The sequence below is a fragment of the Herbaspirillum lusitanum genome (assembly GCF_046025995.1).
In the GTDB taxonomy this organism is placed as follows: Bacteria; Pseudomonadota; Gammaproteobacteria; order Burkholderiales; family Burkholderiaceae_D; genus Herbaspirillum; species Herbaspirillum lusitanum_A.
Genome location: NZ_JAQQFM010000001.1, coordinates 494,861 through 509,445, shown reverse-complemented (window position 1 = coordinate 509,445; position 14,585 = coordinate 494,861). Strand labels below are relative to the sequence as shown.

14 protein-coding genes are annotated in these 14,585 nt (G+C 61.4%); 11 read left to right on the top strand and 3 right to left on the bottom strand.

Going from position 1 to position 14,585, the window contains the following annotated elements:
* Positions 1 to 158 precede the first annotated feature (158 nt).
* Complete coding sequence (locus PQR62_RS02315) at positions 159 to 1,058, bottom strand: LysR substrate-binding domain-containing protein (RefSeq protein WP_408154361.1); 900 nt, start codon at positions 1,056 to 1,058, stop codon at positions 159 to 161.
* A gap of 265 nt (positions 1,059 to 1,323) precedes the next feature.
* Between PQR62_RS02315 and PQR62_RS02310 the strand changes: the two genes are divergently transcribed.
* The 11 genes from PQR62_RS02310 (at position 1,324) to PQR62_RS02260 (ending at position 11,380) form a co-directional block, all read left to right on the top strand.
* The gene (locus tag PQR62_RS02310; RefSeq protein WP_408154359.1) at positions 1,324 to 2,352 is read left to right on the top strand and encodes an ABC transporter substrate-binding protein; all 1,029 of its coding nucleotides are present in this window, start codon (positions 1,324 to 1,326) and stop codon (positions 2,350 to 2,352) included.
* A gap of 31 nt (positions 2,353 to 2,383) precedes the next feature.
* Positions 2,384 to 3,430, top strand: a complete 1,047-nt coding sequence (locus PQR62_RS02305) for an ABC transporter ATP-binding protein (protein ID WP_408154357.1) — start codon at positions 2,384 to 2,386, stop codon at positions 3,428 to 3,430.
* A gap of 2 nt (positions 3,431 to 3,432) precedes the next feature.
* Complete coding sequence (locus PQR62_RS02300) at positions 3,433 to 4,293, top strand: ABC transporter permease (protein WP_408154355.1); 861 nt, start codon at positions 3,433 to 3,435, stop codon at positions 4,291 to 4,293.
* On the top strand, positions 4,290 to 5,090 hold the full coding sequence (locus tag PQR62_RS02295) for an ABC transporter permease (protein ID WP_408154353.1): 801 nt from the start codon (positions 4,290 to 4,292) through the stop codon (positions 5,088 to 5,090). The genes PQR62_RS02300 and PQR62_RS02295 overlap by 4 nt, the downstream gene beginning before the upstream one ends.
* Complete coding sequence (locus tag PQR62_RS02290; protein WP_408154351.1) at positions 5,087 to 6,193, top strand: NAD(P)/FAD-dependent oxidoreductase; 1,107 nt, start codon at positions 5,087 to 5,089, stop codon at positions 6,191 to 6,193. The genes PQR62_RS02295 and PQR62_RS02290 overlap by 4 nt, the downstream gene beginning before the upstream one ends.
* On the top strand, positions 6,186 to 6,497 hold the full coding sequence (locus PQR62_RS02285; protein WP_408154349.1) for a (2Fe-2S)-binding protein: 312 nt from the start codon (positions 6,186 to 6,188) through the stop codon (positions 6,495 to 6,497). The genes PQR62_RS02290 and PQR62_RS02285 overlap by 8 nt, the downstream gene beginning before the upstream one ends.
* The gene (locus PQR62_RS02280) at positions 6,494 to 7,903 is read left to right on the top strand and encodes an FAD-dependent oxidoreductase (RefSeq protein ID WP_408154347.1); all 1,410 of its coding nucleotides are present in this window, start codon (positions 6,494 to 6,496) and stop codon (positions 7,901 to 7,903) included. Before PQR62_RS02285 ends, PQR62_RS02280 begins: the two co-directional genes overlap by 4 nt.
* A 141-nt stretch (positions 7,904 to 8,044) precedes the next feature.
* Entirely contained in the window at positions 8,045 to 8,371 is a 327-nt protein-coding gene (locus PQR62_RS02275) for a RidA family protein (protein WP_408154345.1), read from the top strand.
* Positions 8,372 to 8,498: 127 nt separating this feature from the next.
* Entirely contained in the window at positions 8,499 to 8,816 is a 318-nt protein-coding gene (locus tag PQR62_RS02270; protein WP_408154343.1) for a (2Fe-2S)-binding protein, read from the top strand.
* Positions 8,806 to 10,221 carry an FAD/NAD(P)-dependent oxidoreductase gene (locus tag PQR62_RS02265; RefSeq protein ID WP_408154341.1) on the top strand — a complete coding sequence of 472 codons (1,416 nt, stop codon included), beginning with the start codon at positions 8,806 to 8,808 and terminating at the stop codon, positions 10,219 to 10,221. Before PQR62_RS02270 ends, PQR62_RS02265 begins: the two co-directional genes overlap by 11 nt.
* Positions 10,208 to 11,380, top strand: coding sequence for an NAD(P)/FAD-dependent oxidoreductase (locus tag PQR62_RS02260; protein WP_408154339.1), 1,173 nt, complete (start codon positions 10,208 to 10,210; stop codon positions 11,378 to 11,380). The genes PQR62_RS02265 and PQR62_RS02260 overlap by 14 nt, the downstream gene beginning before the upstream one ends.
* Before the next feature lie 149 nt (positions 11,381 to 11,529).
* Here PQR62_RS02260 and PQR62_RS02255 read toward each other — a convergent pair whose 3' ends face one another.
* Positions 11,530 to 12,279 (bottom strand): siderophore-interacting protein, encoded by a 750-nt coding sequence (locus PQR62_RS02255; protein ID WP_408154337.1) that lies wholly within the window; start codon positions 12,277 to 12,279, stop codon positions 11,530 to 11,532.
* Between the two features lie 46 nt (positions 12,280 to 12,325).
* Positions 12,326 to 14,311: a TonB-dependent receptor domain-containing protein gene (locus PQR62_RS02250; protein ID WP_408154693.1), complete on the bottom strand. Its 1,986-nt coding sequence runs from the start codon at positions 14,309 to 14,311 to the stop codon at positions 12,326 to 12,328.
* Positions 14,312 to 14,585 lie beyond the last annotated feature (274 nt).

The window sequence follows — 14,585 nt, the reverse complement described above, 5'->3', positions numbered from 1 at the left end:
CAACAGCCCGAAGCGGAGCGGCTCCGATGTTGAAGTCAGTGCCGCACCGAGCTGATTTTCTGCGCAGATCTGTTCGCCGAATCCGACGTTCTTGAACAGATATTTTTGAGTCATTTACGGCAGGCCCTCAGCAGCGGATTCTCGGTCGATCGCACGGATCATGATTTGGACTTCTGTTGCAGGCGCAGTTCTTCGCGCAGATCTGCCGCAAAGGTTTCAGCCAGTGCCAGCCGCTTGCCGGGATAAGGGAAAATGATTGCGCAGCGTCCTTCCACTTCTTCCACCACCGGCCGTACCACGACATCGGCGCTGGCAAATGCCTCTGCCGTGATGCGGGTAACGAAGGTAATACCGACACCCGCCGCCACCAATGCACATGCAATCAAGGAACTTGGCGTTTCCGTGACGACCTGGGGCGACACGTGCAGCTTGGAGAGGGCGTCATCGATTTGAAAGCGTATGTAACTCTGCCGCGACAGCAGGATCATGCGTTCACCATCCAGCTCCTTGAGTGAGATGCGCTTGCGTCTGGCCAGGCGATGGGAGCTTGGCAGGACCAGCGCGAGCTCCAGGGGACTCAGCGGCTCGATGGAAATCGATGGTTGCGACAGCGGCAATTCAACCACCCCGATATCGAACTGCTTGGTCGCGACCATCTCGGCGATCTGTCGCGACGGCAAGGTCTGCACCAGCACGCTCACCTGCGGACGCGTGGCGATGAAGCGCGCCACCGTGCGCGGAATCAGGCTTTGCGAGAGCGCCGGCAATGTTGCGATGCGCAAGGCGCCGGCCTGTTGCAGCCCGATGTCATGGGCGACTTGTGCAATGCGGTCGAGATTTCCGTAGATCGGTTCCAGTTCGGCATAAAGCGCCTGGGCCTCCGGCGTGGCGGCCAGCTTGCGTCCATTGCGCTCGAACAGTTTGTAGCCGATCCGGATTTCGAGGTGCGCAATCGCACGGCTGACCGCCGGCTGCGTCACGCTCATCATCTGCGCGGCGCCCACTACCGTGCCGGTTCGCATGACCGAATAGAAGGCTTCAATCTGGCGCAAACTCACATGATGTCGCATATAACAATCTCGCTATTAGTGTTCCGGTTGGAGTGCGTAATTACGGTGCGCCATGCATCTTTAAGGTGCCTTTTACCCATATATTGCGCGATTTTGCGGCGCACAACAATCCATAACATATGGACATAAGCAGCATATCAAATGTTAATGTTTTTAAATCGGAGGAATGCATAAACTGTATAAACCTTAGCGGCAACGCAGTTATTACCTAAGGCAATTCTTCTTCATGCTGACTTGTAAAGGGAACCTGGTGATGCGCAAAAATTTCTGTGTCATGGCGATGCTGGCATGGGCCGCGACGGCCTCCGTCCACGCTGCCGAAACGCTTTATGTCGGCGGCTATGGCGGTTCGGTCGAGCAGGCCTTCAAGGAAAAGATCATTCCGCCTTTCGAGGCGAAAACCGGCGCCAAGGTGGTGTACGTGCCGGGCAACTCGACCGATATCCTGGCAAAGATCCAGGCACAGAAAGGCCACCAGGAAATGTCCATGGTCATGATGGACGATGGCCCGATGTATCAGGCGGTCGGCCAGGGCCTGTGCACCAAGCTCGACGACGCCACCACCAAGGACTTGTATTCGAACGCCCGGATGGTCGGCGACAAATCGGTCGGCACCGGTTTCGTGGCGACCGGCCTGGCTTACAACAAGGAAGTATTTGCCAAGAACGGATGGAAGCCGCCGACCTCCTGGCAAGATCTGACCGATCCCAAGTACAAGCAGAAGGTGGTGATTCCGCCGATCATCAACGGCTACGGTTTGCTGACCCTGGTCATGATGGCGCGTCTCAATGGCGGCGGCGAAGAAAAGATCGACCCCGGCTTCGACGTGATGATCAAGAAGGTGGCGCCGAACGTACTGGCATGGGAACCGTCGCCGGGCAAGATGGCGCAGATGCTGCAGACCGGCGAAGCCGCGTTGGTGGTGTGGGGCAACGGTCGCGTGCAATCCGTGATCGACCAGGGCGCGCCGGTTGAATTCGTGTACCCGAAGGAGGGCGCCGTGGCACTGATGACGGCTGCCTGTGTGGTTGACGGTGCACCGCAGGCCAAGCTGGGCCTGCAGTTCTTGCAGTACGTGCTGTCCGCCGATGTGCAGCCCGTCCTCGCTTCCTCGCAAGGCTACGGGCCGGTCAACAAGAACGTCAAGCTGCCGCCGGACGTGATGAAGCGTGTGGTGGCGGGACCGGACAAGGTCAACGCCCTGATCGCGCCGAATTACGACGTGATCAATGCCAAGCGCGCCGAATGGACCAACCGCTGGAACCGTGCGGTTGAACGTTGACCGTTAAGCCAACGCGACCAGGGCCTATTCCATGAGTTTTCTTACGCTGCAAAATATGTCGCGTCGTTACGGCGACGTGACGGCGGTAGGGCAGTTCGATCTTGCCGTCGAAAAGGGTGAATTCATCAGCCTGCTCGGCCCCTCGGGTTGCGGCAAGACGACCACCCTGCAGATGATTGCCGGCTTTGTACCGCCGACTACCGGCCGCGTTCTGCTCAACGGCAAGGACATCACGGACCTCAAGCCGGCCCGCCGTGGCCTCGGTATCGTGTTTCAGAACTATGCGCTGTTCCCGCATATGACGGTCGCCGAGAATGTGGCATTCGGTCTGGAGATGCAGGGCCTTCCCTCCGCGGAACGCGCCAGGCGTGTTAAATCGACGCTCGAGCTGGTGCATCTGGGCGCCATGGCGCAACGCTATCCGCGCGAGCTCTCCGGCGGCCAGCGTCAGCGTGTGGCCCTGGCGCGCGCCCTGGCCATCCAGCCGCCCGTACTGTTGCTGGATGAGCCTATGGGCGCTCTGGATGCCAAGCTGCGCGAGGAAATGCAGATCGAGTTGCGCGCCTTGCAGCATCGGGTCGGCGTCACCACCATCATGGTGACGCACGACCAGGCCGAAGCCATGACCCTGTCCGACCGGGTGGTGTTGATGAACAAGGGCTACATCGAACAAATCGGCCGCCCTTACGAGATGTACGAACAGCCGAACGGGCGCTTTTCTTCCACCTTCCTGGGCAAGGCCAATGTATTTGAGGCAGTGCGCGCGCAGGCGGAGGCCTTCGTCGAGCTCAAAGGATGCCGCTTGCCGACCAACGATAGCACCACCTTGGGTGCCGTCGAATACATTGTCCGTCCCGAAAAGCTGGAGTTCGCCGGCCCCGATGCGGCCTTTCTGCACGGCCGGGTCGGCGCCCGCGTGTTCATCGGCAACCACTGGCTGTATCAGGTGGAAACACCGCTGGGCATAGTGCAGCTGACCCATGCCAATACCGGTGCGCCGCAGTCGGTGGAAGGCGAACAGGTCGGCTTGCGCTGGGCGCCGGAGCATGCCCGCCTCGTGCCGCGCAGGGAGGCCTGAACATGCAAGCCAAGTCCAATGCACTTCCTTACTGGCTTTGCACTCCCGGCGCGCTGATTACCCTGGCCTTCGTTGCGCTGCCGCTGGTGGTGACGCTGTCGCTGAGCTTCTTTCCTTTCGTGGCAGGCGGTGCAACCGGCGACCACCTGACCCTGGCCAACTTCATCGACATTGGCAGCGATGACTACTTTTACACCATCTTCTTGCGCACTTTCGGCATGGCCCTGGTCGTCACCGCCATCTGCATCGCCATCGGTGTGCCGGAAGCCTATGTCCTGAGCCGGCTGTCGCCGCAGTGGCGCGCCATCTCCATCGTGATCGTGCTGGGACCGCTGCTGGTCTCGGTGGTGGTGCGCACGCTGGGATGGGCGGTGCTGCTCGGCAATGAAGGCGTGATCAACAAGATGCTGCTGGCCGCCGGCCTGATCAATGAACCGATCAAGATGATGTTTACCTTCACCGGGGTCGTGATCGCGCTGGTGCATGTGCTGGTGCCGCTGATGGTATTGGCGGTATGGGCCTCGCTGCAAAAGCTGGATGCCTCCACAGAACAGGCGGCCGAATCGCTGGGCGCCGGGCTATTCACGGTGTTGCGCCGTATCGTATTTCCGCAAGTGATTCCTGGCGTCTTGTCGGGCGGGCTGATCGTCTTCTCGCTGGCTGCCAGCGCCTTCGCCACGCCGGCCATCATCGGCGGACGACGCTTGAAAGTGGTGCCCACCACGATCTACGACGAATTCCTCGGCAATCTGAACTGGCCGCTGGGCGCGGCCTTGTCGGTGATCTTGCTGTTCATCGTGCTGGCCGTCTCGGTGGGCGTGAATCGCCTGGTCGAGCGCCGCTACAGGCAGGTGTTCCAATGAGCCGGCGCGCACCTCTTCCGCTGCTGATCTTTCATTGGCTGTTCGCGGCTTTCATGCTGGCGCCGCTGGTGATCGTCATCTTCGTCTCCTTCACCGACAAAGGCTATATATCGATGCCTTTCGACGGCGCATCATTTCGCTGGTATGCGGCCATCCTGCGCGACGACAGTTTCATGAGCGCTTTCTATCGCAGCGTGTCGCTGGGTATCGCTGCGGCCACGATTGCCACGCTGCTGGCGGTGCCCGCCGGCATGGCCATCGCCTGGCATCGCTTTCCCGGCCGCGAGGCGATGCTGGGACTGCTGTTGTCGCCGCTGATGGTGCCGCATGTGGTGCTGGGGATTGCCATCCTGCGCTTGCTGAGCCTGCTGGATTCGCCCGGCTCGGCCTGGGGGCTGACGGCCGCGCATACGGTGGTCGTCCTCCCTTATGTGTTGCGCCTGGTGGTGGCGGCCGCCACCGGTTTCGACCGCACCATCGCGCAGGCTGCCGAGGCACTGGGCGCATCGCCCTGGACCGTCTTTCGTCGGGTGGAGCTGCCGCTCATCATTCCTGGCGTGGCGGGTGGCTGGCTGCTCGCCTTCATCAACAGTTTCGATGAACTGACGATGTCGATCTTCGTCGCTTCCGCCGGCACCGAAACCTTGCCCGTCAAGATGTACAACCACATCGCCAACACCATCGATCCGCTGCTGGCTTCGGTCTCGACCATATTGATCTTGCTGACACTGATTTTGATGCTGGTACTGGATCGCTTCTACGGACTCGACCGTGTTCTCGCTGGAAAGACATCATGAGCTTGCGTGATATAGATACTTTAGTGATAGGCGGCGGCGTCGTCGGCATGTCGATTGCCTATGGCCTGGCCAAGGCCGGTGAGCGGGTGCGCGTGCTGGATGGCGCCGACGATGCCTTCCGCGCGGCACGCGGCAATTTCGGACTGGTATGGGTGCAGGGAAAGGGCATAGAAAAGCCCGACTATGCGCGCTGGAGCATGGCCTCGGTCAAGCGCTGGGCATTGTTTGCGCAAGAGCTCACCGCGTCCACCGGCATTGATCTGGAACTATCTCAGATCGGCGGCCTGCAATATTTTCTCGACGAGACTGAACTGCGTGCTTACGTGCAGAACCTGGAAAGCCTGAGGAATTCGCTGGACGGCGACTATCCGTTTGAGGCGCTCGATCCGCAGAGTCTGAAGGAGCTTTCCCCGCATATCGGCCCCGAGGTGGTGGGCGCCGTGTATGGCGCACTGGACGGCCACGTCAGCCCGCTGCGCCTGCTGAGCGCGCTGGTGCAGAATTTCAAGCTGCTCGGCGGCGAGCTGCACAACGGCATTCATTGCGACGCGATCGAGCAGCGCGGCAATGCCTTCCATGTCAGCGCCAGCGGACAGCAACATGTGGCCGGCAAGCTGGTGCTGGCGGCCGGACTGGGCAATCGCACACTGGCGCCGCTGGTGGGCCTGCAAGCGCCAATCGAACCGAATCGCGGACAAGTGCTGGTGACCGAGCGCATGCAGCCGTTCATGCATCATCCATCGGGGCGTGTACGCCAGACCGGAGAGGGCGTGGTGCAGATCGGCGACTCCAAGGAAGACGTCGGATTCGACGAAGGCACCAGCATCGACCAGCTGGCTTATATCGCCCAGCGCGCGTGCAAATATTTTCCGCTGCTGGAAAACGTCAATCTGGTGCGCACCTGGGGCGCCTTGCGGGTCATGACGGCGGACGGTTTCCCGATCTATGAGCAATCGCGTGAATGCCCGGGCGCGTTCCTGGCGACCTGCCACAGCGGTATTACCCTGGCCGCCAACCATGCCGGTCCCATCGCGGACTGGATACGCGGCGCGCCGGCGCCTGCAGAAATATCCACCTTCATTGCGGGGCGCTTCAATGTTTAAGACCATGTTGTCCGCCGCAGAAGATCTGCGGCCTGTCGTCGAGATTTCCGTCAACGGCAAAGCGGCTCAGGCGCGTGCCGGAGAACCGCTGGCCACTGCCTTGCTCAATGCGGGCGTGGTGCCGTTCCGGCGTACTGCCGTATCGGGCAGCGCGCGGGCGCCGTTGTGCCTGATGGGCGTGTGTTTCGATTGTCTGGTGGAAGTCGACGGCCAGCAAAACGTGCAGTCATGCATGGTGCAGGTGCAGGCCGGCATGCGCGTGCAGCTGCCTGAGGGGGCGCGTCGCCCGGGAGAACCGACATGATGGAATTTACCCACGACCTGATCGTCATCGGCGCCGGCCCGGCAGGGATGTCGGCGGCCATGAAGGGCGCCGCCCTCGGCTTGAAGACGCTGCTGCTGGACGAACAGGCGCGCCAGGGCGGGCAGATTTACCGCAACGTCACCCAGGTGCCGGCCAGCGTGGCGCGCTTGCTTGGGCCGGACTACGTCTACGGTCTGACGCTGGCGCAGGGCCTGGAGCGATCCGGCGTGGAGTGCCGCTTTGGCGCCATGGTGTGGGAAGTGGCCGATGACCTGACGGTGACGGTGCAGCAGGACGGCAAATCCTTTCGCGTGCGCGCGCCGCAGTTGATTGCCGCCACCGGCGCAATGGAGCGGCCCTCTCCGGTTCCGGGATGGACCCTGCCCGGTGTGCTCAATGCCGGTGCGGCGCAGATTGCACTGAAGACCTCCGCCGCGATACCGCAAGGACGCGTGGTGCTGGTCGGCGCCGGTCCATTGTTGTTGCTGGTGGCTTGCCAGTTGCTGGACGCCGGCGTCAAGGTCGCCGCTATCGTGCAGACCGCTCCCGCCGACAACAAACAAAAAGCCATGCAGCATCTGGCCGCAGCTCTGACCGCACCTGGTTATCTGCTCAAGGGACTGCGCATGCTATGGCGTTTGCGGCGCGCCAAGGTGCCTATGGTGTCGGCCGCGACCGATGTGCGCATCAAGGGCGATGAGCATGTCGAAACGGTGAGCTTCTCCGCTGACGGCCTGGCGCAGCAAGTGGACGCGGATGTGGTTCTGCTGCATCACGGCGTGGTGCCCAACACCCAGCTGAGCCGCCAGTTGCGGCTCGACCACGCATGGGATGAGATCAATCTGTCGTGGTCGCCGGTAGTGGATGCGTGGGGCCAAAGTTCTCTGCCTGGATTCAGGATCGCGGGCGATGGCGCCGGCATAGGCGGCGCAAAAGCGGCCGAACCCAATGGCGCTCTGGCGGCGATCGGCGCGGCGCGGGCAATGGGACGACTGGATGAGGCTTCGCTGCAGGCGCAGTCGGCTGTTGAGCGGAAGAAACTGGCGCAACAGATGAGGATCCGTCCCTTTCTGGATGCCTTGTATCGTCCGCCGCAATGGCTGGCCAATCCAGCCGATGACGCCATCGTCTGTCGATGCGAGGAAGTGACGGCGGGCAGGATACGGGAAATGGCGCGCCTGGGTTGCCAGGGCCCCAATCAGACCAAATTCTTCAGCCGCTGCGGCATGGGGCCGTGCCAGGGACGCATGTGCGGTCTGACCGTGACGCAGATTCTGAGCACAGAACTTGGCCGGTCGCCGGAACAGATCGGCGCCTACCATGTGCGCACGCCGCTCAAGCCGGTGACGCTGGGCTCCCTGGCTGCGCTGGCGGATCCCGATTTTGTTCAGCAAAAAGCGCATTGAACGCAGCCATCAAGCAAATTTCACTGTGATGTGAGCGTCGATGCGGGCTACCGGCTCGATGCATCGACGACACATCTCTCTATCTTCATCAACCAGGAGAACATGTTGAGCAATATCGAAAGAAAGCATACCAACAGCCGTATGAGCAAAATCGTCACCCACGGCGGCCTGGTGTATCTGTGCGGACAGACCGCCAATAACAGTCCTGCCGCGGAAGGCGATGTCACCATCCAGACCAAGGAAGTGCTTGCGCGCATCGACGGCCTGCTGGCTGAAGCCGGCTCCACGCGCGACCAGATCCTGACCACCACCATCTACCTGCGCAACATCGATGACTTCGGCGCCATGAATGCGGTGTGGGATGCCTGGATCCCGGCCGGCACCGCGCCGGCACGCACCACGGTCGAGGCTAAATTGGGCGCATCCAGCTTGCTGGTCGAGATGACGGTGGTCGCGGCCGGATCTTAAGTTCCGGCGGCATTCCGGCAAACGGCTCGCTCAGGCGAGCGTTTTCAACCCCCTTGATTCTTCAGTCATGCCTACTGATTCCCTGTTTGAGCCCTTGGCCGGCGCCGGAGCTGACAGGCCCGCGAGCGTGGAGATCATCTTCAACGGCGAGCAAGTCCAGCTGCCGGCAGCCGCCAGCGTGGCCGCCGCCTTGCTGGCCGGCGGCATCAAGCGCTTTCGGCGCTCTCCGGTATCCGCTCAGGGCAGGGCGCCGTACTGCATGATGGGGGCGTGCTTCGAGTGTCTGCTTGAGATTGACGGCGTGCCGGACCGGCGCGCCTGTCTGGTTGCCCTTACGCCCCACATGAAGATTCGCACGCAAGACAGCCTGCCTGAATCGGACGTGGACAATGAGGATCCTGCATTGGCCTTGGCGCAAGCGATGGAGTCATCCCATGGCAAGTAACACGCTGGAAAAAAACATAAGCTTCCACACCGAACACGCCGACGTAGTGGTCATCGGCGCCGGCCCCGCAGGTCTGGCCGCCGCTGTGGCGGCAGCCGGGCAGGGTGCAAGCGTGGTGCTGCTCGACGAACAAAGCGCCGTCGGCGGTCAGATCTATCGCGGCATAGAAAGTGCATCCGCGCAGCGCCTGGCGTTGCTGGGCCCGGATTACGCGCAAGGGAAGGCATTGGCCAAGGCGTTTTCCGAATGCGCTGCCCGTCATGTCACCAGCGCGTCTGTGTGGCAGATCACTGGCGGGCGTCAGGTCAACTACCTGCTGGACGGACGCGTGCTGTCCATCAAGGCGGGCCGCATCATCATCTGCACCGGCGCCATGGAGCGCCCCTTCCCGATCCCGGGCTGGACCTTGCCCGGCGTACTCAGCGCCGGCGCCGCCCAGATACTGCTCAAGGGCTCGGGTCTGGCACCGTCGCATCCCGTGGTTCTGGCCGGCTGCGGCCCTTTGCTCTATCTGCTTGGCTGGCAATATATCCGTGCCGGGGTGAAGATCGCTGCCATTGTCGACACCACCAACGGCGGCGACTATCGCCGTGCGATGCGCTTTGCCGGCGGCGCACTGGCAGGCTGGCCGTATTTCCGGAAAGGCTTGTCGCTGATGGCCGCCCTGAAGAAGGCCGGTGTGCCTTTCTACAAGGGCGCTACGGAACTGCACGTGATCGGCGACAGGCAAGTCAGCGGACTAGGTTTTGTCTGTAACGGCCAACTGCACGCAATCGACACACCCCTGGTGCTGTTGCACCAGGGCGTGGTTCCCAATACGCAATTCTCGTGGTCGCTGCGCGCGACGCATGAATGGCATGACGCCCAGTTGTGCTGGATTCCCGTCACCGACGCCTGGGGCGAGCTGGATGTAGAGGGAATCTTCGTCGCCGGTGACGGCCGTGGTATCGGCGGCGCCGAGGTCGCGGCAATCCAGGGCGAACTGGCCGGCCTGAGCGCGGCAACGCAACTGGGCAAGCTGGCGGTATCGCAACGCGATCAACTCGCCCGGCCGCTGCACGTCGCCATGCGCCAGCACTTGGCGATTCGCCCCTTCCTTGACGCGCTCTATCGTCCCAAGAAAGAAAACCGCATTCCGGCCGACGACACCATTGTCTGCCGCTGTGAGGACGTCACCGCCGGCGAGATTCGCGGCTATGTGAAGATCGGTTGCAGCGGCCCCAACCAGGTCAAGAGTTATGGCCGTTGCGGCATGGGGCCATGCCAGGGACGCCAATGCGGTCTGACGGTCACCGAGCTGATCGCCGACGCGCTCAGCCTTGCGCCCGGCGAGGTCGGCTACTACCGAATCCGGCCGCCGATCACGCCGGTCACCCTGGGAGAGCTGGCGCATGAAGCCGAATAATGTCGGGCTGAAGGGCGGGCCAGGTGCCGGAAGTACCGGAAGCGCCGGCAGTGACGTCATCGTCATCGGCGGCGGCTTTCACGGTACGTCGAGTGCCTTTCATCTTTCACGCGAGGGCATCAAGGTCACGCTGCTGGAAGCGGAATACTGCGCGCGGCACGCCTCCGGCGTCAACGCGGGCGGCGTACGAACCCTGGGCCGTCACTATGCAGAAGTGCCATTGGCGGTCGAGTCGCTCAAGCTGTGGCACAGGCTCCCGGAACTCGTCGGCGAAGACGGTACCTTCGTGCACAGTGGTCAGATAAAAGTGGCTGAGACGGAGTTTGAGCTGGAGACTCAGCGTCAGCGCGTCGCGCAGCTCAATGCCATGGGATTCACGCATGAGGAAATGATCGGTCCCAGGCATGTACGCGAGCTCATTCCTTCGATTTCCGAACATGTGGTGGGCGCCATCTGGGCGAAGGATGACGGTCATGCTGTCCCTTACCGCGCCGTCACGGCATTTCGGCGCGCGGCCCAGCGGCAGGGCGCCATCTTCCATGAACAGACGCCGGCGCAGAAAATCGAGCGCATCGGAACGCTGTGGCACGTCACCACAGCGCGTGGCACTTTCACGGCGCCGTGGCTGGTCAATGCCGCCGGCGCCTGGTCCGGCGACTTCGCCGCGCAGGTCGGTGAAGATGTTCCGGTCCATGCGCAAGGGCTCATGCTCATGATTACCCAGCGCGTGCCGCATTTCGTCAACCCGGTGGTGGGCGCCGAAGGCCGGCCGCTATCGTTCAAGCAGTTCGCAAACGGCACGGTCCTCATTGGCGGCGCCTTGAAATGCGCTGCCGACGTGGTGCGCCGCTTTGGCGAAGTCGACTTCATGAGGCTGTCGTCAAGCGCCAGGACCGTCACGGACTTTTTTCCTCATCTGTCCGGCGTCAACATCGTACGCGCCTGGGCCGGTGTCGAAGCCTTCATGCCGGACGACATCCCCGTGATCAGCCTGAGCCGCAAGGCGCCGAACCTGGTGCACGCATTCGGCTTTTCCGCCCACGGATTCGAACTCGGCCCCATCGGCGGAAAGATTGTCTGTGACCTGGTTCTGGACGGAAAGAGCCGCTTGCCTATCGCGCCGTTTGCGGTGGATCGCTTTGCCAAAGAGGGCGCTTGAGGGCGCAGGTAGAGTGGCAATTGCTAGGGTTCAGATCACTGGATGAATTCAGTGCATCAACAGGCGAGAGGATGGGATCGGGCTGATTGCGGACGGCAGCCAGCTAGGCTAGGGGATACCATGTTGGATGGGCGGAGTCTCTCTAAGGACTATGCATTCTCGTCACGATGATCAGCTTCGCCGCGCTTCCAATAACCCGCTGCATGGATGAGGCTACGGTCGATGCCGCGCAGATTTAAAGACTTGCGGATCGCCTGCACTTCCGACGATTCCGCCGCCACCATGATCCTGGCCAGCGGCGCAATCGCTATCGTTTCCAGCGCCGCTTCCAACGACAGGCCCGCTGCCACGGGATGGCCATCCCGATGGAGCCAGTGCAGCGTGAGTTCGGCTTTACTGTGCAAATAGACTTGCTCAATGAAACTGCCGACCCTGGCCAGGACGTGCACCCTGGCATGTTCAGGCAATGCTTCGAGAATGGCGCCGATTGCCGGCAGGGCCGTCTCGTCGCCGATCAAGAGGTAGTCATGGGGCTGCGAATCGATTTGAAAGCCGCTGCGCGGGTGCACGTCGCTTATCTCGAATTGATCTCCCTCCTGCACACGCTCAGCCCACGCGGATACCGGCCCGGTGTCGCCGTGAAGAAATAGATCGATATCAAGCTCGCGCGTCGACCAATCGAAATGGCGGACGGTATACGCCCGACCACTGCTGCGTTGCCGGCCTCCGTCAGGCGAGTCTATCGAGACGAAGAGCTTGAACCACTGGGCCGGTAATTCTGGCTTCAGGTTAGAGAGGCAACTGCCGTCGACGGTCAGTCTCTTCATGTGCGGCGTGACGAGCTTGCTGCGTTTTACGGTGACGGTGTGCAGCTGATACGGGGGGCGTTCAGATGACATGGTGTTTCCTTTTGTGCGAAGTGAAAAAGATGGCAAGGGGTATGGTTCAGAATTTGGCGGTCATGCCGAGCCACAGGCGACGGCCGTCTTCGACATAGCCGTAGTCGGCATAGCGGATTTTCTTGTCGCCGATGTTGTAGATGGCGGCGCGCACGCCCAATGAACGGTTGATCTGATAAGACGCACCCAGATCGAACATCGTGTACGAAGGCGCCTCCACCGGCGACAAGGTGGCGTAGATTCCGCCGACGTTGTCGCTGTCCTTGCCACGGTAGGTCATGCGTACCCAGCCGGAGAGCGCGTCAGACGGCCGATAGGTCAGCGTGCTGGCCAGCAGGTGGCGCGGCAGTTTGTTGAGGGGCTTGCCGGCATACGCGCCGGAGTCCTGACGCGAGTAGGTATAGGTATAGCTGGTATCCAGGGTGATGGCGCGGGTCAGTGGAGCTCCAAGCGTCGCTTCCACTCCGCGTGTGGTTGCCCGGTCGACATTGGCGTAGGTTTGGGGAGAGAGCGGTCCGTAGAAGCCGGCGCCGCCCGGCAGCGTATAGCAGGCGTCCCCGGAAGCGCAGGCCAGTGTGGTGATCTTGTCCTTGAACTTGTTGTTGAACAGCGTCAGGCTGGCGCTGAGTTGGTCCTGTCCCAGATAGGACAGGCCGATTTCTTCATTCAGGGATTTTTCGGGTTTCAGGCCGGCATTGCCGTAGATATTGCCGACCCCGCTCAATGAGGCGTAGCCGGGTGCGACCTGCGTCAGTTCGGGAGATGTGAAACCGGACGTCACACCGCCTTTGAGCGTCCATGCCGGCGCCATCGTCCAGACGCCATAGACGCGCGGGCTCCAGTGTTTGCCGAACCGGTCGTCGTCGTCGACCCGCACGCCGGTGGTCAACGCGAAACTTTCGGCCATCTGCCATACCTCCTCGGCAAACAAGGCCTTTTGAGTGCGCTTGACGTCATACAGATTGGTGATCGTGTTCGAATAGCGATCGTGCAGATCGTTTTCATCGTAACTGACGCCCACGGTGAGGATATGCTCGTCCGTCGGGATCGTCCATGAAGTCCGGAATGCGGTGTTCTTGAGACGGATGTCTTGCGGCGAGACGTTGAAGACTTCTTGCTGCACATAAGTTTCCGAGGTGCCGAACGACCAGCGCCCGGTGTGCGACAGCGAGAAGCGGTTGGTCTCCACACTTTTGTCGTAAGGATCTGCACAGCCCAGATAGGTGTAGGCGGCACAAGCCGGATCGATCGATTTGCCCGGTTCCTGGCGGATGCGTTGCGAGCTGTGATTGGCTTCGAGCACGATATCGTGATCCCGTGTCGGCGTCAGCGCCAGTTTGACGCTGACGTTGTCGCGCTGGCTGTCGCGATAGCCGAAGTAAATCTTGTCTTCATCGCGCGTGGAGTGCTGCCCATAGATTTGCAGACCGAGCAGGTCGTTCCTGATCGGGCCGGTCAGGAAGAAACTGCCCTGATAGGCGTCCCCCGATGCGGAATGCTGTTGCAAGAGAAGATCGCCGCTGATTTCTCCGCTCCACGTCTTTGCGACCTTGCGTGTGATGATATTGATCACGCCGCCCATTGCGTCAGCGCCATACAGCGCGGACATAGGACCGCGCACCACTTCCACCCGCTCGATAGCAGAGATCGGCGGCGTCCATGCGTTCATCTGGCCATAGCCGTCCGACAGCCGGCCGGTCTCGCGCGAGTCGACCCGTTTGCCGTCGATCAGCATGAGTGTATAGGCCGAGCCCATGCCTCTGATGCTGATTTCTTTGCGGTCGTTGCCGCCTGTAGTGATTACACCGGGAACCGAAGAGAGCGCGTCGGCCAGATCCCGGTACGGTCTGTCTTCGAGCTCCTGGCGAGTAATGACGCTGATGGATGCCGGCGCCTGGACAAGCTCCTGAGCGACGCCTCCGGCGGATGCGCTGACGACGACCGTGGGCAGGGCGGCTGAGGCGCCAGATGAGTCGCTAGCCGCTGACTGATCAGATTCGGCCGCCGAAACGTACGGTGCGCCCGCCAGCATTGCCGCTGAAAGCGTCACCTGGCTGACTGCTCGCGAGAGCATGAGCCTGCGCGGAGACGCCACGGGAAAATCGGCGATTGGAGAAAAAACGGTATTCACGATAAATAGAAATCATTGTTGTTTGAGGCTTCTATTTAACTATGTGACTTCGATAGGTGAATGGCGAAATTTGGACAAAATATTATTCAATTCGGCCAAATGAAAAAAATGAAAATTCGCAGTGGCAGGCGCTAGCCGGCTTGCTATGGCGTCAGCGCCCGGGAACAGAACTTGA